The sequence below is a fragment of the Streptomyces sp. NPDC044063 genome (genome assembly GCF_056434285.1).
Genome location: NZ_JBWKFM010000003.1, coordinates 47354 through 66941 on the forward strand (window position 1 = coordinate 47354; position 19588 = coordinate 66941).

Genomic DNA, 19588 nt, shown 5'->3' on the forward strand with positions numbered 1-19588 from the left:
CCGGTTCCGGACGGACGGGTATGTGGCGGGGGCGAAGGACGACTCGGAGGATGGGTGGGCCAGCGTGCCTGGGTTGTCCGCCTGGTAAAAAACGGAAGCGGGGCCGTCCGGACGGACGGCCCCGCTTCTTCTCGGGTTGTCTAGAGGAGGACCGAGAGCAGCAGGACGAAGCCGATCCCGACGACCGAGATGATCGTCTCCATCAGCGACCACGTCTTGACCGTCTGCCCGACGCTCATCCCGAAGTATTCCTTCACCATCCAGAACCCGGCGTCGTTGACGTGGGAGAAGAACAGCGAACCGGCGCCGACGGCGAGGACGAGCAGGGCCGAGTGGGTCGTGCTCATGTCGGCGGCGAGCGGGGCGACGAGGCCCGCGGCCGAGATCGTGGCGACGGTCGCCGAGCCGGTGGCGAGCCGGATGCCGACCGCGATCAGCCAGGCGAGGAGCAGCGCGGAGACGGACCAGTCCTTGGAGACGTCCAGGATCATCCGTCCGACGCCGACGTCGATGAGCGTCTGCTTGAAGCCGCCGCCCGCGCCGACGATCAGCAGGATGCCGGCGATCGGAACGAGCGACTTCTCGACGGTCCCGGCCAGCCGGTCGCGGCCGAAGCCGGCGGCGCGGCCGAGGGTGAACAGCCCGACGAGCACGGCGGCGAGCAGGGCGACGAGGGGCGAGCCGATGACGTCGGCGACGCGCTGCACATGGTTCTTGGGGTCGTCGACGACGATGTCGACGAGCGCCTTGGCGAGCATCAGGGCCACGGGCAGCAGAACGGTCGCCACGGTGGCGGCGAAACCGGGCCGCCGCTCCAGCGTCTCGGAGGGGCGCTGCGGGATGAGCTTCTCCGGCGGCGTGATGTCCACCCAGCGGGCGGCGAGGCGCGAGAAGACCGGGCCGGCGATGACGGCGGTCGGCACGGCGACGAGCACGCCGAGCGCGAGCGTCACCCCGAGGTCGGCGCCGATGGCGTCGATGGCGGCCAGCGGGCCGGGGTGCGGGGGCACCAGACCGTGCATGACGGAGAGTCCGGCGAGGGCCGGGACGCCGATGCGCATGAGCGAGTGCCCGCCCCGCTTGGCGACCAGCAGCACCACCGGGATCAGCAGCACGATGCCGACCTCGAAGAACAGCGGCAGGCCGATGACGCCCGCGATGAGCACGATCGCCCACGGCATCGAGCGGGTGCCCGCCCGGGCGAGGATCGTGTCGACGATCTGGTCGGCGCCCCCGGAGTCGGCCAGGAGCTTGCCGAGTATCGCGCCGAGGGCGATGAGCACGCCGACGCCGGCGACGGTGGAGCCGAGGCCCGCCGTGAAGCTGGCGATGACCTTGTCCATGGGCGCCCCGGCGGCGGCGCCGAGGACGAGGGAGCCGATGGTCAGGGAGAGGAAGGCGTGGAGTTTGAAGCGGGTGATGAGGAGGACGATGACGGCGATCCCGACGAGGACGGCGATGCCGAGCTGTGCGTGACCCGCCGAAGTGATCGGTGCGGTGGGCGCTGCCGCGGCCAGCATCTCGACGCTGAGAGTGCTCACGGGCTTCCTTGGGGGGAGGAGGGGGGAGGAGGGGGCCTGTTCAGGAGGGGGTGTGTCAGAGCCGCCGCAGGGCAATGACGGCCCGGTCGGCGATGACGCGGGCGTCGGGGGTGACGTCGACGGCGACGCCGGCCTCGTCGTCCCGGAGGGGTTCGAGGGCGGCGAGCTGGGACTCCAGCATCCGGGTGGTCATGAAGTGCCCCTGCCGGGCGGTCATTCGGGCGGTGATCAGCTCGCGGTCGCCGGTGAGGTGGAGGAAGACGACCCCGGGCGCGGCCGCGCGCAGCCGGTCGCGGTAGGCGCGCTTGAGCGCCGAGCAGCTGACCACGCCACCCCGTGCGGCCCGGTCGTGGAGCCAGGCGCCGACGGCGTCGAGCCATGGGGCCCGGTCGGCGTCGTCGAGGGGGACGCCGGCCGACATCTTGGCGATGTTGGCGGCGGGGTGGAAGTCGTCGCCCTCGGCGTAGGGGACGCCGAGGGCGTCCGCGACCAGCGGGCCGACCGTGGTCTTGCCCGTCCCGGCGGTGCCCATCACCACGACGAGGTGGGGGGTGGTCATGCGGTCCTCGCTGTCTCCGTCGACATCGGGGCTGTGCGCCCTGTGGGGCCTCACTGAAGCTCATCGGATATGACGTATTCAAGCCCCCGTAACTAAAACGTCATACTTATTTCGTCGGTAGGCGGACCGTAGGCTGATCCCATGGACAACCAGGGACAGGCGACGGAGGCCGCGGGGGAACGGGGAGGCAGCGGCCTGCACGCGCGGGTGCTGGACTCCCTGGGGCCCGCGATCACGGCGGGCGAGCACCCGCCGGGCAGCGTGCTGCGCACCGACGAGATCGAGGAGCGCTTCGACGTCTCGCGCAGCGTGGTCCGCGAGGTGGTCCGCGTCCTGGAGTCCATGCACCTGGTCGCCTCCCGGCGGCGCGTGGGCGTGACCGTGCTTCCGCCCGAGGAGTGGAACGTCTACGACCCCCGCGTCATCCGCTGGCGGCTCGCCGGCCCGGACCGCCCCCGCCAGCTGCGCTCGCTGACCGTGCTGCGCTCGGCGGTCGAACCGGTGGCCGCGGGCCTCGCGGCCCGGCACGCCACGCCCGCGCAGTGCGCCGAGCTGACCGAGCACGCGCTGGGCATGGTCGCGACCTCGCGCGGCCAGCAGCTGGAGGGCTACCTGGTCCACGACATCGCGTTCCACCGCGTGATCCTGCGCGCGTCGGGCAACGAGATGTTCGCCCGGCTCGGTGACGTGGTGGCGGAGGTCCTCACGGGACGTACGCACCACCAGGTGATGTTCACCGACCCCGACCCGGCCGCGGTGACGCTGCACGTACGGGTGGCGGAGGCGGTACGGGAACGGGACGCGGAACGGGCGGAGGCGCTGACGCGGGAGATCGCGACGGGCGCGATGGCGGAACTGGACATCCTGGTCCCGTAGGACGATGCCAGGTGCGGTGCCGGCCCTTTCGGATCAGTCGGGCCGGACCCCGGGCCACTGCTCGTACCACCGCTGATCCACCTCCAGCTGGGCGGCGAGGGAGATGAGCAGGGGCTCGCTGTTGGCGGGGCCGAGGAGCTGGGCGCCCATCGGCAGCCCGGCGGCGGTGAGGCCGGAGGGGACGCTGAGGGCGGGCCAGCCGAGGACGTTCCAGGGCCAGGCGTACGGGCAGGCGGCGATCATGCGGGCGTTGGTGTCGCGGCTGCCGAGGCCGGCCAGGTCGCCGGTGCGCAGGGGCGGTACGGCGGTGGTGGGGGTGAGAACGGCGTCGAACCGCCAGAACATCTCGCCGATGCGCCGGCGCAACGGCGCCTCCGCGGCGCGCGCGGCGCGCAGGACGCCACCACCGAGGACGCGGCCGCCGCGCACGTTGACGTGGGTACGGGCCTCCAGGAGCGTCCGGTCGGGGACGCGCGCGGACCAGTCCCGTACGCCCGCCATCGAGCGGGGTACGAAGGCGAACCCGATGGGCCCGTAGCGCGGGTCCTCCTCGACGACGTCGTGCCCGAGGAGTTCGAGGCGGCGGGCGATGCGGAGGGTGGCGTCGCGGACGACGGGATCGAGCCAGTGCCGGACGGCGGCGAAGGCGGGGCGGAAGGAGAGGGCGATCCGCAGCCGCCGCCGGGGCTCGTGCCCGGCGGCGGCGAGGGCGTCGACGGCGGGCGGCCGGTGGAGGTCGCCGGGGTGCGACCCGGCGGCGGCCTGGAGGAGGAGGGCGGCGTCACCGACGGTGCGGGCGAGCGGCCCGTCGCTGGTGATGCCGCGGAAGGCCTCGCCCTGCGGCCAGGTGGAGATGCGGCCGCGCTGGGGCTTGATGCCGACGAGGTGGGTCCAGGCGGCGGGTATGCGGATGGAGCCGGCGCCGTCGGAACCGAGCGCGGCGGGCACCAGCCCGGCGGCGACGGCGGCGGCCGCCCCGCCGGACGAGCCGCCGGGGCTGTGCTCGGGGCTCCACGGATTGCGGGTGACGCCGAAGGCGGGGCCGTCGGTGACGGGCCACTGGCCGAGCTCGGGGGTGTTGGTCTTGCCGACGATCACGGCGCCGGCGGCACGTAATCGCCGGACGGCCTCGCTGTCGGCCTTCTTCGCCGGAAACGTTCCGGCACATCCGAAGGCGGTGGGCTCGCCGGCCACGTCCATGTCGTCCTTGACGGCGAGGGGCACCCCGAGCAGGGGCAGCCGCTCCCCGGCGGCGAGCCTCCGGTCCGCCTCGTCGGCCTCCCGCAGCGCGGCCTCGTCCCGTACGACACGGAAGGCGTTGAGCGTCCCCTGCGTCTCGTGAATACGCCGCAACGCCCGCCCGACGAGCTCGCGGGAGGAGACACGACGCGCGGCCAGGGCCCCGACCTGCTCGGCGAGCCCCTCGAACCCCTGCTCCCCCTCGTGCGCCCCGCCTGTTGAACCGGTCACAAGAGCCCCTTCCTCCCGATCGAACACACGTTAGTGCGACGACAGTTGGAGGGACATGGGGCCGGTGCGCACGGATGCGGTCACGGCCCGCGTCACGGCCCGTCAGTAATCTGTGACGGAAGGGAGGGGAGCCGCATGACGGGGAATCCGGTGGGACCTGTGGGGCCGGTGAGTCCAGCGCTGCCGAAGCCGGTGAGCGGGCTGGTGATCGCGTCGGACTTCGAGTCGAAGACGCACGGGGAATTGTGCGCGATGGTGGAGGCGGCGGACGTGCATCGCACGAACCTGATGTCCGCCCGCCTGACCGCCGCCGCCGCGCTCCTGACGGAGGTGGGCGAGGAACTGAAGCGGCACATGGCGGGCGTGTCGTGGGAGGGGGACGCGGGCCACGCCTTCCGGATGTGGGGCGGCGACCTGGCGAACGCGACGTTGCGGCTGGGCGAGCTGAGCGGAAGCGCGGGGCTGTGGATGGGTAACGCGGCGGCGACGCTGGCGAAGGTGAAGTCGTCGATGCCGAAGCCGTCGGAAGAGGCGCACTCGACGCTGGAGGCGTATCGGAAACATCCGCAACCGGGCCAGGTGGGGCTCGGGCCGTCACCCTTGGTGTCGGACACGTCGGGCGGGGTGACGCCGGCGTCGAGCCCGTCGCAGCGTCAGGCGTACGCGGCCCAGCAGCGACTGGACGCGGACCGGACGGAGGCGGCGGGCCTGATGCGGCAACTGGCGGAGTCGTACGCATGGTCGGCCCACCAGATCGCGGTGGCGCCTCGGCCTACGTTCAGGCCGTTGCCGGCGGAAGTCATGCCGAGCCCTGGAGACCGGGAGAACATCCGGCACCTGCCCCAGGGCGCCCCCTCGTCGCCCTTCCACGGCGGAAGCGCTGGGAGCCCGGCGGGTTTCGCGGACACCGGAGCGGTTCCTCGGGGGATCTCCGGCGGACGACACGCCTCGGCGAATCCTGCGGCCATCGCCCCCGATTTCCCGGCACCGAGCCGTCTCGACGGGTCGGCGGTGAGCCCTGCCCTTCCGAGCGAACCCTCCGGTTCTGCGAGCGTTCCGAGGCTCGACAGCACCGACCTGCCCGCAAGCCCTGTTCAGACCCCGCCATACGCATCGTCTGCCATGCCTGCTGGACGGGATGGCCATCCTGAAACGCCGGGAGCGGTCCGTTCACCCGACGTGTGGCCGGGAGGGCTGCCCGCGATGGGCCGGCCACCTCACACCAGGACTTCCACCAGGCCCCCCGAATTCCGGGCACCGCGCCCGCCCCTGGGAGACCTCCCCGACGGTGTTGTCGGAGGCCGCCAGTCCCCCCGGCCGACGGAGCAGACGAGCGGAAGGCTGCCACGCAGGACCGTGATCGGCACCGAATCGGGCCAGACGCGTTCCCCCATGGGCTACGGTCCCGTCGCCGGCCCTGTCGGCGGCACCGCGGGCAGTGGAGGGCAAGGCCGCTTCGGCGGCCGACGTCTGACCACCGAACGCGGAGGAACCGTGGGAGGTCGCCAGCCCCAGCGAGGCAGCACCTCCCAGGACTCCTTCACACCTGGGGGCACGGGCCTCGTCCGGAGCCCTTCCGCGTCGGAGGAGCGGCCACGGCGGAATGATCGTGGCCAGCGGCCCGGCTATCTGGTCGAGGACGAAAGCAACTGGACCAACGGTCATCGCGGCGTCGTCCCCCCTGTCATCGACTGATGTCCCGAACCACAGCTGCCGAAGAGGATGCGTGCAGAAGAAAGTGAGAATCCACGCCCGCGGATTGCTCGCCGCAACAGCCTGCCTGGTCTCCCTGTGTGCCCATGGCACACAGGCCCACGCCGATTCGATTCGTAGTCAGCAGTGGTACCTGGATGCCATGCAAGCCGAGGAGATGTGGAGGACGAGCACGGGCGAGGGAGTGACAGTGGCCGTGGTCGACTCCGGCGTGGACGCGAATCTGCCGGACCTGAAGGGACAGGTCCTCGAGGGCCGGGACTTCACGGGCCTCTCCGACACGGCGCAGACGGACACCCACGGCCACGGAACCCGGATGGCCCTCTTCATCGCAGCCACCGGCAAGGGTGACGGGGCGTTCGGCCTCGCTCCGGGCGCGAAGATTCTCCCCCTGCGGGCTTCCGGCACGAAAAACGCCAAAACAGGGGCATCGGCTATGGCATCGGCGATCCGATTCGCGGCCGACTCCCCGGCAAAGATCATCAGCATCTCGCTCGGCACGCCCGAGGAGAGTCACGAGGAGGCGGACGCCGTCCGCTACGCGGTCGCCAAAGGCAAACTGATCTTCGCGAGCGTCGGCAACTCCGGTGACAAGACCAACCTGCGGGAGTTCCCGGCCGCCACCCCCGGCGTGGTCGGCGTAGCCGCCGTGGACCGGCAGATCAAGGCGGCCCCCTGGTCCCAGCACGGCCCCCAGGTCGACCTGGCCGCCCCCGGCGCCGACATGGTGGCCCCGTGCGCCGACGGAACCGCCGGCCTCTGCGCCGGCGACGGGACCAGTGACGCCACCGCCCTGGCCTCGGCCTCCGCCGCCCTGGTCTGGGCCGCGCACCCCGGCTGGACGGCCAACCAGGTGTTGCGTGTGCTCATCAACACCGCCGGTGCCCCCAAGAGCGGCGAAAAGCGCAGTGACACCATCGGGTACGGCGTCGTCCGCCCCCGTATCGCCCTCCAGAGCCCCGGCGACCCCGGCCCCGCCGACACCAGCCCCCTCCCCGAGCTCGCCGCAGGCGACAAGGCGGAGGCACCGAGCCCCACCCCTCGGCCCGCGGCGACCACCGACGATCCGCTGGTCTCACCCACCACGGCGGTCGCGGCGACAGTCATCGTTCTCGCGGCAGGGGGCGCCCTCTTCCTCACCCGCCGCCGGAAGCGTCACAGCGGCCCCCCGGCCCACTGACGGCTCGCCCACCCCCCTCACCCCCTCACCCCCTCCCCCTCGAAGGCCGCCCCATGCCCCAGGACACCCCACTCCGCACCCGCATCGACGCGATGTACGACCAGGAAACCGAGCCGCACCCCGCCGCCCTGGTCGGCGAGTTCCGCCGTACCGCCGTCCTGGTCCCCCTCATCGACCCCGCCTCCGGTCCCGACCCCGCCTTCTGGACCGTCGACATGGACGGCATCCGCTGGATCTGCGCCTTCTCCGGCGAACCCGCCCTCGCCCGCTTCGCGGTGGCGCACGGTCTGACGGCCGACGGGGCGTGGGAGTACCGGTCGGTGCTGGGCGCCCGGCTGCTGGACGTGGTGATTCCGGCGGTGACCGGAACCACCGGTGCCCCCGCGGGCGTAGCTCTCGACGTGGGGAGCGAGCGGCCGGTCCTGTTGCCGCCCGTGCGCGCAATCGTTCCGGACGAGGTGGCGCTGGACGCGCCGGACGCCCCGCAGAATCGTTTCTTCGCCACCAGACCGAACGAGGGGGACCACAACCAGTGAGCGGGCAGACGAGCGGAGCCCACGGCGGGGCCAAGGGCGGCATACGCGCCGGCGCCGACGCCCTCGACGGCGTCGCCAAGGGCATCGACGCCGCCATCGGCGAGCTCAAGACCCTCGGTACGCCGGGCGCCGCCTCCGTCGGCCGCGGGTTCGAGGAGCTCGCGCTGTCCGGCGTGGAGACGGGTCATGACGGTCTGACGGCCGCGTTCCGGACGTTCTGCGAGCGCTGGGAGTGGGGCGTGCGCGCGCTGGTGCACGACGGTGGCGAGTTCGCGCGGCGCGTGGGGCTGGCCGCGGGTTACTACCACGAGAGCGACCAGTACGTGAAGGACACCGTGAAGGTGGTCGTCAACGCCGCCATCGGCAACCCCCACCTGACGGACGAGCAGGTCGAGCACAAGCGCATGAAGGACGTGCTGGCCGACAACCCGGTCACGCAGATCCGTGACGCGGACTACAGCAAGGGCTCGTTCACGAAGGCGGCGAAGGACGCCGAGCAGGCGTGGACGAGGACGGCCGAGGACGTCGGCGGCACCGCCGGCGTGGTGGGGGCGACGGGCCGGCGGGCCAGCAAGATCGAGGACTACAACTGATGAGTTCGTTCGGGGACGCGGTCGACAAGGTCGGCGGCGCGGTCGAGGACACGTTCGACAAGGGGAAGAAGGCCCTCGGCAAGGCCGTCGACAAGGGCACCGACGCGGTGGCCGACGGCCTGCACGCGGTCGGTGCGGACGACGCGGCGGACGCGGTCGAGCGCTGGGGCGACCGGACGGCGTCCGGGCTCGGCGCGCACGTCGGCGAGCACGCCCTCGGCCGGACCGAGGACCCCCGGGAACTCGTCCACGGCGACGCCAAGAAGATCAACGCCACCGCCAAGCACCTGCGGAACTTCCACACCGCCTTCGACACGACCCACGCGGCCCTTCTGAAGGTGCGTGCCACGGACGGCTGGAAGGGCGAGGGGGCGGACGCCTTCGCGACGCGGTTCGTGGAGGAGCCGCGGAAGTGGGCGGAGGCGGCCGACGCGTGCGAGGCGGCGGCCGGGGCACTGGAGGCGTACGCCCACACCGTGACCTGGGCGCAGGGTCAGGCGAAGGAGGCCGTCCGGCTCTGGAAGCGGGGTGGGGAGACGGACCGCAAGGCCGTCGAGGAGTACAACCGCCAGGTCGACGCGTACAACGCGGAGGCCGCCGAGGCCGCCCGCGCCTGCCGGGTGCCCGGTCCCGCCCCGACCAAGCCGGGCACGCCCGGCGCGGCGGACCGCAAGGAGGCCGAGCGCATCCTGGCCGAGGCGCGCAAGCAGCGGAACGCGGCGGCGGGCGAGGCGCGGACGAAGGTCGACGCGGCGGTGTCCAATGCCCCGAAGAAACCTTCCTTCAGCAGCCGTCTCGCCGCCACCTCGGCCGACCTCGCCGACGGCGGCAAGGTCGAGCTCCTCCACGCCGGCGGCGGAGTGGTCCGCTCCGTGACGGACGTGGCCAAGGCGGCCCGCAGCGTCAGCCCCTTCGACGTCTACAACATGACGCACCCCGCGGAATACCTGGGCTCCGTCAACGCCACCGTCACGGGCATGCTCTCCCTCGCCTCCCACCCGGAACGCGTCCCGGCCGCCCTGGTCGGTACCGGCTGGGGCTCCGACCCCTCCGAGGCGGGCGGCCGCCTGGCCGGCAACCTCGCCATGGCCGTCCTGACCGGCGGCGGCAGCGCGGGCGCCGCGAGCGGCGAACGCGCGGCCCTCGCGGCCGCCCGCCGCGAGACGGTCCGGGGCGCCGAGGGCGCGTCCGCGAAGGGCGCCGCCAAGGAGACGCCGCGCCCCGCCCGGGAAGCCGTCCGCGAGAACCCGGACGACCCCGCGCGCACCACCGCCGACAAGGCGTGCCGGCAGGACCCCGTCGACATGGCGACCGGCCGCGTGCTGCTGCCACAGACGGACGTCACCCTCCCGGGCTCGCTCCCCCTGGTCTTCTCGCGCCACTTCGAGTCGTCGTACCGGGCGGGCGTCTGGTTCGGCCCGGGCTGGGCGAGCACCGCCGACCAGCGCCTGGAGATCGACTCCGAGGGCGTCGTCCTGGTCCGCGAGGACGGCGTCCTGCTGTCCTATCCCCACCCCGTCCCCGGCGTCCCCACCCTGCCCGTCGCGGGCCGGCGCCGGCCGCTGACCGTCGACGCCGACGGCACGTACACGGTGAGCGACCCGGCCGACGGCCGGACCTGGCGCTTCCGCCCGTACGCCCACAGTGCCAACGGTGCCGACGGTGCCGACGTGGACGGGATCGCGCTGCTCGACGAGATCACCGACCGCAACGGCCGCGGCATCGTCTTCCACTACGCGGAGGACGGGGCGCCGACCGACATCGTCCACGACGGCGGCTACCACCTGCGCGTCACGACCGACGCCGGACGCGTCACGGCCCTGCACCTCGCCGACGCCGGGCCCGACGGCTCGGACCTGGAGCTGGTCCGCTACGGCTACACCGACGGCCACCTCACCGAGATCGTCAACTCGTCGGGGCAGCCCTTGCGTTTCGGATACGACGAGCGCGGACGCGTCACGTCGTGGACCGATCGCAACGGCAGCCGCTTCGACTACGTCTACGACGAGCGCGACCGCTGCGTGGAGCAGTCGGGCGCCGCGGGCCACATGCGGTCGGTCTTCGACTACGACCTCACCGACCCGGAGACCGGCCTCCGGATGACGGCCGTCACCAACTCGCTCGGCCACACCGAGCGCTTCGTGATCGACGACGCGCTGCGTGTGGTGGCCGACGTGCTGCCGGACGGAGCGACGATCCGTTCGACCTGGGGCAGGGGCAACCGGCTGCTCTCGCGCACCGACCCCCTCGGCCGCACCACCCGTTTCCGCTACGACGAGGACGACCGGCTGGTCGCGCTCACCCGCCCGGACGGGCGGGAGGCCACCGCCACGTACGGCGACGGCGACGGCGACGGCGACGACAGCGGCGGCCCGGACGGGGCGCACCTGCCGGAGACAGTCATCGAGCCGGACGGTTCGGTGTGGCGCCAGACGTACGACGCCGCGGGCAACCGGACCTCCCTGACCGATCCCACCGGGGCCGTCACCCGCTTCACGTACGACGCGCTCGGGCACCCCGCCTCCGTCACCGACGCGCTGGGCGGCACGACGCGCGTCCGCTGCGACGCGGCGGGCCTGGTCACCGAGGTGACCGACCCGCTGGGCGGGATCACCACGTACCGGCGCGACGCGTTCGGCCGCGTCAAGGCCGTCGTCGACCCGATGGGCGGGGTGACGCGCCTGTGGTGGTCGGTGGAGGGGCACCTCCTCCGCCGCGTCGCCCCGGACGGCGCCGAGGAGTCGTGGACGTACGACGGCGAGGGCAACCGCCTCACGCACACCGACGCGGTGGGCGGCGTGACGACGTACGAGTACACGCACTTCGACCTGCTCGCCGCGCGGACCGGACCGGACGGCGTACGGCACGAGTTCACGCACGACACCGATCTGCGGCTGACGCGCGTCACGAACCCGCAAGGGCTGACGTGGGACTACACCTACGACTCCGTGGGCCGGCTCACCGCGGAGTCCGACTTCGACGGCCGGCCGGCGGCGTACGCGCACGACGCGGCGGGCCGGCTGACCGCCCGGACGAACGCCCTCGGCCAGATGGTCACCTACGAGCACGACGTCCTCGACCGGATGGTCGCCAAGGAGGCGGCGGGCGAGATCACGACGTACTCGTACGACGCGGCGGGCCGGCTGGTGGCGGCGGCCGGGCCCGACGCGACGGTGGTCTACAGCCGGGACCGGCTCGGCCGGGTCAAGTCGGAGACGACGAACGGCCGGACGCTGACGTTCCGATACGACGAACTCGGGCGCAGGGTGCGGCGCACGACGCCCGTGGGGGCGACGAGCACCTGGACGTACGACGCGGCGGGCCGCCGCACGAGCCTGACGGCGTCGGGCCACACGTTCGGGATCGAACACGACGCGGCGGGCCGCGAGATCGCGCGCCACTTCGGTGACGGGCTGTCCCTGCTGCACACCTGGGACGCGGCGGGGCGCGTGACCGGCCAGGAACTGACCGCCGACGGGCGGCGGCTCCAGAACCGGTCGTTCACCTACCGCCGTGACGGCTACCTGACGGCCGTCAACGACCGCACCTTCGAACTGGACGCGGTCGGCAGAGTCACGGCGGTCAACGCGCCCGGCTGGCAGGAACGCTACGCCTACGACGAGGCCGGCAACCAGACGAACGCCACCTGGCCCACCACCCACCCCGGCCGCGAGGCCCAGGGCTCCCGCGACTACACGGGCACGCGCATCACCCGCGCCGGCAACATCCGCTACGAGCACGACGCGCAGGGGCGCGTCGTGCTCCGCCAGAAGACCCGCCTGTCGCGCAAACCCGACACCTGGCGGTACGAATGGGACGCGGAGGACCGCCTGAAGGCGGTCACCACGCCGGACGGGACGCGGTGGCGGTACCTGTACGACCCGCTGGGCCGCCGCACGGCGAAGCAGCGGCTGACGGCCACGGGCGAGGTCGCCGAACAGACCGACTTCACGTGGGACGGCCCGACCCTCACCGAACAGACGACGACCTCGGCCGATCTCCCCCACCCCGTCACCCTCACCTGGGACCACGACGGGCTCCGCCCGGTCGCCCAGACGGAACGCATATCGGCGGCGGACGCCACGCAGCGCGAGATAGACAGCCGCTTCTTCGCGATCGTGACGGACCTGGTCGGCACCCCGACGGAACTGGTCGACGAATCGGGCACGATCGCGTGGCGCACCCGCACCACACTCTGGGGCACGACGGCCTGGCCCAAACGCAGCACGGCGTACACCCCCCTCCGCTTCCCGGGCCAGTACTTCGACCCGGAAACGGGCCTGCACTACAACGTCCACCGCCACTACGACCCGGAAACGGCGAGATACACCACCCCGGACCCCCTGGGCCTGACCCCGGCCCCGAACCCGGCGACGTACGTCCACAATCCCCACACGTGGGCCGACCCGCTGGGGCTGGCCGCGTGTCCGCCCGAGAAGATCGCCATTTACCGGGGGACTGAAATGGGTACAGAGAACTACATCGCGCGGGAAACCGGGATGCTCATGAGTGAAGCTGCACAACGAGGATTCATGGAAGGCGGCTTCTCTACCGAAGCCGGCCTTCAGGCATCACAGAAGGCCCATGCGGCAGCACTATTGGAATGGGGCGGCGAAGAGAATCTCATGCACGCCCACGCTCTATTCGGAACGGACATGGGCAAATTTGGACTACGGTCAACCATGTCCTTTACCACCGACCCCGACACCGCTATATTCTTCGCCCGGGGCGGACCTGTCTATAAGTCGTTGATCCACCCGAGCGAAGGCCTATGGCAAACTTTGGAGACATCAACCGAAAGCGAAATCCTCATACCCCATATGATCAAGGTGACGCCATGGCTGGAATAGAAATCACGCTCGGTTACGCATTGCCGATCACCCTTACTTACTTTCCGGCCGGCGAGCCGCTGACCCCGAAGGGAGAGGTTGTTAATTTCAATGAGCAGGACGACCGCACGCTGGCAGATCACCGCAGCGTGCGACGCGTGCTGATGCGCCTGTCCCCCCAGTGGCCGCTAACTCTCTACTACCTGCACTGGAGCGACGCCACTGATCTGGCTCAACTGGACACCAAGATGGTTGAGCGGACCGCCACCGAGCAAGACTTCGAAGGAGCTCATCTGGGCGAGGCCCAGTGGTTCTCGTGCCCTCACTGCCAGGCGACTTTCCGAGTCATTAAGCCCGACTTCGTCATCCCCCTGTTCAAGGACCAGACGCGGAGAGCACAAGACCATCTGTTCAAAAGGGAGTGCCCTGCCTGCGGTGGGCATCTGATCCACACCCCGCTCGAGTTCATCGGAAAATACTGAACCTGAACCATATCGATCAATGTGGCGACCTCGAGGATCCCAAAAATGCGGGCAGAAGTAGTAAGAGTGATCGGCTCGGAGGGCGACAATGTCACCTTCACGTCCGCCCTCGGCAACGCTTCCGGGGTCTGGAGAGGAGAAGAGCGTCCGGAGCCCGGCGTCTATCACGTGGAGCTGGAGGTACCCGACGAGATCCGCACGTGGGTCGTCCATCCTCGTGGAGAGCGCGGCGCACAGCTTCGGTCGCTCGATGGCGGCCAAGGCGTATCCATCACCGCCCTGGTCGAACGCGTCGACGACGACTCCGTCGTCGCGCTGAGGGTGGATACCGACATCCTCCTGGTCGAGGTCTCGCCCGCGGCTCCCGCCGTCGCGCGCGGTGACTTCGTGACGTTCGTTGCGCCTGTGCTGGAGCTCTACCCGTACACGGTCTAGGAGGAAATCCGGTGGCCAGTCGGCGTCCGGCTCCGACAGACTCCCCGCGTGCGTGAAGAACTCGAAGCCCCGGGCCTCCTGTTGCGGCCGTGGGCACCGGAAGACGTGCCCGCCGTCCTGCGGGCCTTCGCCGAGCCGCTTATGCGGTGGCAGGCGCCCAGCCCCGTCGAGCACCTCGGCGATGCCCGGCAGTGGGTCCTGGCACGCGCGGCTCAGTGGGCGAGTGGCGACGGGTTCTCCTTCGCCGTCGTCTCGGCCGACGGTGACGTCCTCGGGAACGTCGCCGTCACCGCCGTCGATCCCCGGCACTCCACCGGATGGGTCTCGTACTGGACCACCGCCGCCGCCCGGCGGCGTCGTGTCGCCACGCGGGCCTGCCGGGCCGTCGCGCGGTGGGCCTTCGACGATCTCGGGTTGTTCCGGCTCGAGCTCGGGCACCGGGTCAATAATCCCGCCTCCTGCCGCGTCGCCCACGCCGCCGGCTTCGCCGTCGAGGGCGTCCAGCGGCAGAGGCTGCTCTACGACGGCGTCCGCTACGACGTCGAGACCCACGCCCGCCTCGCCACCGACCCCGAGCCGCGCGGCTGAGTCAGCCGCGGCGCTTCGGCGGGGCTATGCGCACCCGCTGGTCGGTCGGGGCGTTCTCGAGGTCGTCGAGCTGCGCCACGATCGTCTCGCGCAGGTCGTCGTAGTCCTCGAAGCGGTGGTCGTTGAACAGCGTGTAGCCCGTCCACATCAGGTTCGCGCACACCCGTGCCGGTACCCGGCCGGTCCGGGCGCCCATGCCGACGAGGGCCACCGACCCGATGCTGCCCGGCTTCTCCCCGTTCTGCCGGTGGATCGCCTGGAACGCGGCGGCGCAGGCCAGGGCCACGTTCAGGGTCTCGCTCACGTTCTGCGCGGAGTGCTCCATCGTCGGCGTCGAGATGAGGAACCTCGGGTTCGTCGCCCCGGACGGGACGCACACCGCGCTTCCCACCGGCAGTCGGCCTTCGAAGCGGTCGCGGATCGCCCGCTGTACGCGCAGTTGGATGCCCGCGCCGAGGTGTCGCTTGATGACCGCGTCGACCCCGCCGTCCATCCGGCCGCGGGAGTTGGTGGGCGTGACCCAGGCGTCGACGTTCTCGTCGAGGATCGAGCCCTTGCGGATCTCGATCCCCGGGGTGTCGGCGAACGCCGCCCGCCACGCCTCCACCACGCTCGCGTTGACGTCGGTCAACACCACCCTGAGTGACGGCTGCACGTGGTTCTCGGTCATGGTCCACTCCCATCGGAACGCGGTTCTTCCAGCACGAACGACGCTACAGCCACCCACTGACAACGCCCCCTCGCCCCCGCTTCGGTGACTGGCCGTCACGATTGCCCGCTCCTCCGACCGGTGCTAGCCTGCCGCCAGATTTCCGCGAGCCGAGCCTCTCCGCGATCCGGCGCTGTCCGCTTTCGCGCGCTTCAGGCCCCTCGTCACCCGATGCCGTCCGATCAGGCATTCGCGCGGAGATCGACTACTTCACTCACTCACCTCGGAGTTCCTCCATGAGCGATGCCCACTCCCCCTCCGACCCGCTCGCCCTCGCCGACCTCTTCAAGGGCGGCGGCGAACCGTGGCTCCCGCTGCTGAAGCCGGTCATCGAGGCGCAGCCGGGCGCGGACGCGTTCATCGGGGCGAGCCGCGGCCAGGACGTCGTTCCCGTTCGCGAACTCACCTTCCAGGCGCTCAAGCCCAACCCTCCGCACAAGTGGAAGGTCGTCGCCTTCGGCCAGAACCCGTACCCGCGGCCGGAGAGCGCCACCGGCATCGCCATGTTCGACAACACCTTCCACGACTGGAAGGACAGCCAGTTCGGCAGGGTCGTCAGCATCCGCTGCATCATCAAGGCCGCGGCGATGTGGAAGTACGGCATACCCAAGAAGACCCCGATCGCCGACATCCGCGCGCTGTTGAAGGAGCGGGACACCGTCCAGCCGCCGGAGTGGTTCCAGGCGATGCTCACACAGGGTGTGCTGCTGCTGAACACGGCGCTCACCGCCAGCAGCAACGCGGGACGGGGCGCCGACGCCGACCGGCACGCCACCTTCTGGCGTCCGGTGGCCGAGCGGATCGTCGAGGAGATCCTCAAGGCCAAGCAGGACGCCGACGAGGAGGACCGCGGCGTCGTCTTCGCCTGGTGGGGCGCCCACGCGCGCAGCCTGAAGAAGGTCGTCCTCCGGCTTCAGGAGAAGTACCCCGACGTCGACGTCCGGCACATCGACCACCCGAACCCCGCGGCCCAGGGCGACATCTTCTGCGACGGCGACCACTTCGCGGTCGTGAACGACGCCCTCGCGTCGCTGGGCGCCGAGACGATCGACTGGCTGCCCAGCAAGGGCTGGGACAAGGCCGCGGCGGAAGCCGGCGGCGGAACCGGCGACAGCGACGTCGCCGAGCGCATGGGCGCCTTCATCACGTCCACCATGGAGCTCCACCAGCTCTATCTGGAGCGTCTCGCCAGCGTCAAGGACGAGGGCCTCGCCCTCCCCGCGATCACCGGCGTGTCCGACACCCCGCTCATGGACTTCCGCGAGGCCGTCGCCCCGGTGGCCGAGCTGTTGAACGGTCTCGACCGGCACGTCGGCCAGTCGCACGACTTCGGCACGAGCCGGGCGGCCGAGCCGGACGCGGCCGGCGGCCTGTCCGCCGACGCGATCGCGGCCCTCTACCTCTACACCTGCGAGTCCGCGTTCTACCGGGAGATCAACGCCATCCTGCGCTCCCCGGACCGCTCCAAGGTCGTCCCGTACCTGCCGTATCTGCGGCTGCTGTTCTCGGCCGTGTCGGGCCTTCCGGCCCGTACGGAGCCGCTGTGGCGCGGCGTGTCGCTGGACCTGCGCGCGCAGTACCCGGTGGGCCGGACCGTCACCTGGTGGGGCGTGTCGTCCTGCACGCCCAAGCTCGGCGTGGCGCGGGCGTTCCTCGGCAGCCGCGGCAAGCGGACGCTGTTCGAGGTGCGTCCCTCCAGGGCCGTGGGCATCCAGCGGTTCTCGGCGTTCACCGGCGAGGAGGAGTACATCCTCCTGCCCGGTACGCAGCTCAAGGTGGAGGACGTGAAGGTCGAGCGCGGCGGTCTGTGCACCGTACGGCTGGCCGAGCTGGACGAGCAGCCGCTCGTCTCCTGAACCGAATCCTGAACCGAATCCTGAACCGAACGGATCTCAGGGGTGGGCGCGGCCCGGACCCAGGCGCCCCGGCCGCGCCCACCGCTTTCGCATCACCGGTGACCGCGACAGTCCACCCGTGATGCGGCTACATCGGCACTCGTCGTATGGCGGCTCCTCCGGTGATTACCCCCCGGACATCTGTTGTCAAGAGGACTTGCCGGAGAGAGCTGAACATAAGCCTCTATGTCGACATATTCACACCTTTGGGGCAGCCGGCCGGTGGCTGGCCGGCAGCCGGCCGGCGTTCGATCACCCCTCCAGACCCGACAGGTCCAGCCGCTCCAGCCGCTCCGGGTCCGCCAGTACATCGATGGCGGCGACCTTCCCGTCCACCACCGTGAACGCCATGACGGACCACCGCAGCGCCCCGTCCGCCACCACGACGCCCGCGACACCGTTGACGAGCGCCGGGCGGATGAACGGCGCGAACTGCCCGAAGCTGACCGCCTGTCCGGCCACCGTCCGCGCACCGCGCAGCACCATCGACAGGCCGGCGCGCGCCGTACCGCCGTCGGCCCGCAGGACGACGTCGGGGTCGAGGACGCCGACCAGCGCGTCGAAGTCGCCGTCGTGCGCCGCCGCGAAGAACGCGTCGACGGCCGCGCGCTGGCGGGCCAGGTCGGCGTCCGGGGCCGGGGCCCGGCCCTGGACGCGGCGGCGGGCCCGGCTGGCGAGCTGCCGCGTCGCGGCCGGGGTCCGTTCGAGCAGCGGCGCGATCTCGTCGAAGGGGACGCCGAACATGTCATGGAGGACGAACGCCAGCCGCTCGGCGGGCGCCAGCGTCTCCATCACCACCATCATCGCCAGGCCGACCGAGTCGGCCATGAGCATCTCCCGCTCGGGGTCGACCACCCCGGACGCGGAGCCGATGAGCGGGTCCGGGACCCGTACCCACGACGGCTCCCCGAAGGGCTCCCCGGACGGCTCACCGAGCGCCCCCTCGATGGGCTCCTCGCGGCGCAGGCTCCGCGACCGCAGCATGTTCAGGCAGACGCGCCCCGCGACGGTGGTCAGCCAGCCGCCGAGGTTCTCGATCCCGCTCGCGTCGCTACGGCCGAGGCGCAGCCAGGTCTCCTGGACCGCGTCGTCGGCCTCGCTCAGCGAGCCGAGCATCCGGTAGGCCACGGCCCGCAGGTGGGAGCGGTGTTCCTCGAACCGCTCCGCCAGGCCGGCGAACTCGTCCACCGTCACGTGTCACATTCCTTCGTCGCCGCGAGTCATAGGAGTAGAGCCACGAAAACTAACCGATACGAACGGGAGTTCAACTCCCGGGCCGAAGGAACTCGGAGTAACACCATGACGTCGTCCCTCATCCTGGTCACCGGCGGTACGGGCACCCTCGGCCGGCTCGTGGTTCCGCTTCTGCGTGCCGAGGGCCGCCGGGTGCGGGTGCTCAGCCGGAACCCCCGCCCCGCCGAGGACGGCGTCGAGTACGTGGGCGTCGACCTGATCGACGGCACGGGGCTCGACGCCGCGCTCGACGGCGTCGGAACGGTCCTCCACCTCGCCGGCGGCCCCAAGGGCGACGACGAGGCCACCCGCAACCTCGTCGCCGCCGCCCAACGCGCCGACGTACGGCACCTCGTGTACATCTCGGTCGTCGGCGCCGACCGGGTCCCGCTGGCCTGGCTCCGGTCCAAGCTCGCCGCCGAGGAGGCCGTGGCCGGCTCCGGGCTGCCGTGGACGACGCTGCGTGCCGCGCAGTTCCACGACCTCGCCCTGACCGTCGTCGAGAAGATGTCGAAGCTGCCGGTCGTACCCGTCCCCGGCGGCCTCCGCTTCCAGCCGGTCGACGTCCGCGAGGTGGCGGACCGCATCGTCGAGCTCACGCTCGGGGAGCCGGCCGGCCTGGTGCCGGACCTGACGGGCCCCCGCGTGTACGGACTCGACGAGCTGGTCCGCGGCTACCTGCTGGCCCAGGGCCGGAACCGCCGCCTGATGATGCCCGTCCGGATGCCCGGGAAGGCCGGCCGCGCCTACCGCGCCGGCGCGAACCTCACCCTGGAGGGCGCCGCGGTCGGCCACCGCACCTGGGAGGACTTCCTGGCGGAGCGCGTCGCCGCCTGAGGCCACGCGCCGGGTCGGGACCCGGGGGCCGTTCGGCGGCACGGGCTTGCGTTGGAGTCGGCTCCAACTCCTACGTTTCTCCCGTGGCGCCGGCCAGGCCCACCCCGCACCA

General features: G+C 71.6%; 16 protein-coding genes. 11 read left to right on the plus strand and 5 right to left on the minus strand.

All coding sequences use genetic code 11. From position 1 onward, the window contains the following. Positions 1–140: 140 nt before the first annotated feature. Together AC07BS_RS05480 and AC07BS_RS05485 are read right to left on the minus strand one after the other, a co-directional pair. Positions 141–1541, minus strand: coding sequence for a GntT/GntP/DsdX family permease (locus AC07BS_RS05480; RefSeq protein ID WP_478930384.1), 1401 nt, complete (start codon positions 1539–1541; stop codon positions 141–143). Positions 1542–1596: 55 nt separating this feature from the next. Then, positions 1597–2100, minus strand: coding sequence for a gluconokinase (locus AC07BS_RS05485; protein ID WP_478930386.1), 504 nt, complete (start codon positions 2098–2100; stop codon positions 1597–1599). Between the two features lie 141 nt (positions 2101–2241). Between AC07BS_RS05485 and AC07BS_RS05490 the strand changes: the two genes are divergently transcribed. Then, positions 2242–2976 carry a FadR/GntR family transcriptional regulator gene (locus AC07BS_RS05490; protein ID WP_478646066.1) on the plus strand — a complete coding sequence of 245 codons (735 nt, stop codon included), beginning with the start codon at positions 2242–2244 and terminating at the stop codon, positions 2974–2976. Positions 2977–3009: 33 nt separating this feature from the next. Here the strand turns inward: AC07BS_RS05490 and AC07BS_RS05495 are convergent, their stop codons facing one another. After that, entirely contained in the window at positions 3010–4446 is a 1437-nt protein-coding gene (locus AC07BS_RS05495; protein WP_478930388.1) for an amidase, read from the minus strand. A gap of 135 nt (positions 4447–4581) precedes the next feature. Between AC07BS_RS05495 and AC07BS_RS05500 the strand changes: the two genes are divergently transcribed. The 8 genes from AC07BS_RS05500 to AC07BS_RS05535 all read left to right on the plus strand — a co-directional run bounded on the left by AC07BS_RS05500 (position 4582) and on the right by AC07BS_RS05535 (position 14802). Beyond that, complete coding sequence (locus AC07BS_RS05500; RefSeq protein ID WP_478646070.1) at positions 4582–6141, plus strand: hypothetical protein; 1560 nt, start codon at positions 4582–4584, stop codon at positions 6139–6141. Between the two features lie 208 nt (positions 6142–6349). Next, positions 6350–7339, plus strand: coding sequence for a S8 family serine peptidase (locus tag AC07BS_RS05505; protein WP_478646071.1), 990 nt, complete (start codon positions 6350–6352; stop codon positions 7337–7339). A gap of 53 nt (positions 7340–7392) precedes the next feature. Continuing rightward, a complete protein-coding gene (locus AC07BS_RS05510) occupies positions 7393–7875 on the plus strand; it encodes an SseB family protein (RefSeq protein ID WP_478930391.1) in 483 nt (160 codons plus the stop codon). Continuing rightward, positions 7872–8468 carry a hypothetical protein gene (locus tag AC07BS_RS05515; protein ID WP_478930393.1) on the plus strand — a complete coding sequence of 199 codons (597 nt, stop codon included), beginning with the start codon at positions 7872–7874 and terminating at the stop codon, positions 8466–8468. The genes AC07BS_RS05510 and AC07BS_RS05515 overlap by 4 nt, the downstream gene beginning before the upstream one ends. Next, positions 8468–13318 (plus strand): putative T7SS-secreted protein, encoded by a 4851-nt coding sequence (locus tag AC07BS_RS05520; RefSeq protein WP_478930395.1) that lies wholly within the window; start codon positions 8468–8470, stop codon positions 13316–13318. Before AC07BS_RS05515 ends, AC07BS_RS05520 begins: the two co-directional genes overlap by 1 nt. Then, complete coding sequence (locus tag AC07BS_RS05525) at positions 13306–13779, plus strand: hypothetical protein (protein ID WP_478930397.1); 474 nt, start codon at positions 13306–13308, stop codon at positions 13777–13779. Before AC07BS_RS05520 ends, AC07BS_RS05525 begins: the two co-directional genes overlap by 13 nt. A gap of 66 nt (positions 13780–13845) precedes the next feature. Next, on the plus strand, positions 13846–14214 hold the full coding sequence (locus tag AC07BS_RS05530; RefSeq protein ID WP_478930399.1) for a hypothetical protein: 369 nt from the start codon (positions 13846–13848) through the stop codon (positions 14212–14214). A 48-nt stretch (positions 14215–14262) separates the two neighbouring features. After that, positions 14263–14802, plus strand: coding sequence for a GNAT family N-acetyltransferase (locus tag AC07BS_RS05535; RefSeq protein WP_478930401.1), 540 nt, complete (start codon positions 14263–14265; stop codon positions 14800–14802). 1 nt (position 14803) lies between these two features. Here AC07BS_RS05535 and AC07BS_RS05540 read toward each other — a convergent pair whose 3' ends face one another. Then, on the minus strand, positions 14804–15472 hold the full coding sequence (locus AC07BS_RS05540; protein WP_478930403.1) for a macro domain-containing protein: 669 nt from the start codon (positions 15470–15472) through the stop codon (positions 14804–14806). A 275-nt stretch (positions 15473–15747) separates the two neighbouring features. On the opposite strand from AC07BS_RS05540, the gene AC07BS_RS05545 reads away from it, so the two are divergent. Further along, positions 15748–17367, plus strand: a complete 1620-nt coding sequence (locus tag AC07BS_RS05545; protein WP_478930404.1) for an ADP-ribosyltransferase domain-containing protein — start codon at positions 15748–15750, stop codon at positions 17365–17367. 291 nt (positions 17368–17658) lie between these two features. On the opposite strand, the gene AC07BS_RS05550 is transcribed toward AC07BS_RS05545, so the two are convergent. Further along, a complete protein-coding gene (locus tag AC07BS_RS05550) occupies positions 17659–18594 on the minus strand; it encodes a sigma-70 family RNA polymerase sigma factor (protein ID WP_478646725.1) in 936 nt (311 codons plus the stop codon). Between the two features lie 111 nt (positions 18595–18705). Here AC07BS_RS05550 and AC07BS_RS05555 point away from each other — a divergent pair, with 111 nt between their 5' ends. After that, positions 18706–19476, plus strand: coding sequence for an SDR family oxidoreductase (locus AC07BS_RS05555; RefSeq protein WP_478646087.1), 771 nt, complete (start codon positions 18706–18708; stop codon positions 19474–19476). Positions 19477–19588: the final 112 nt, after the last annotated feature.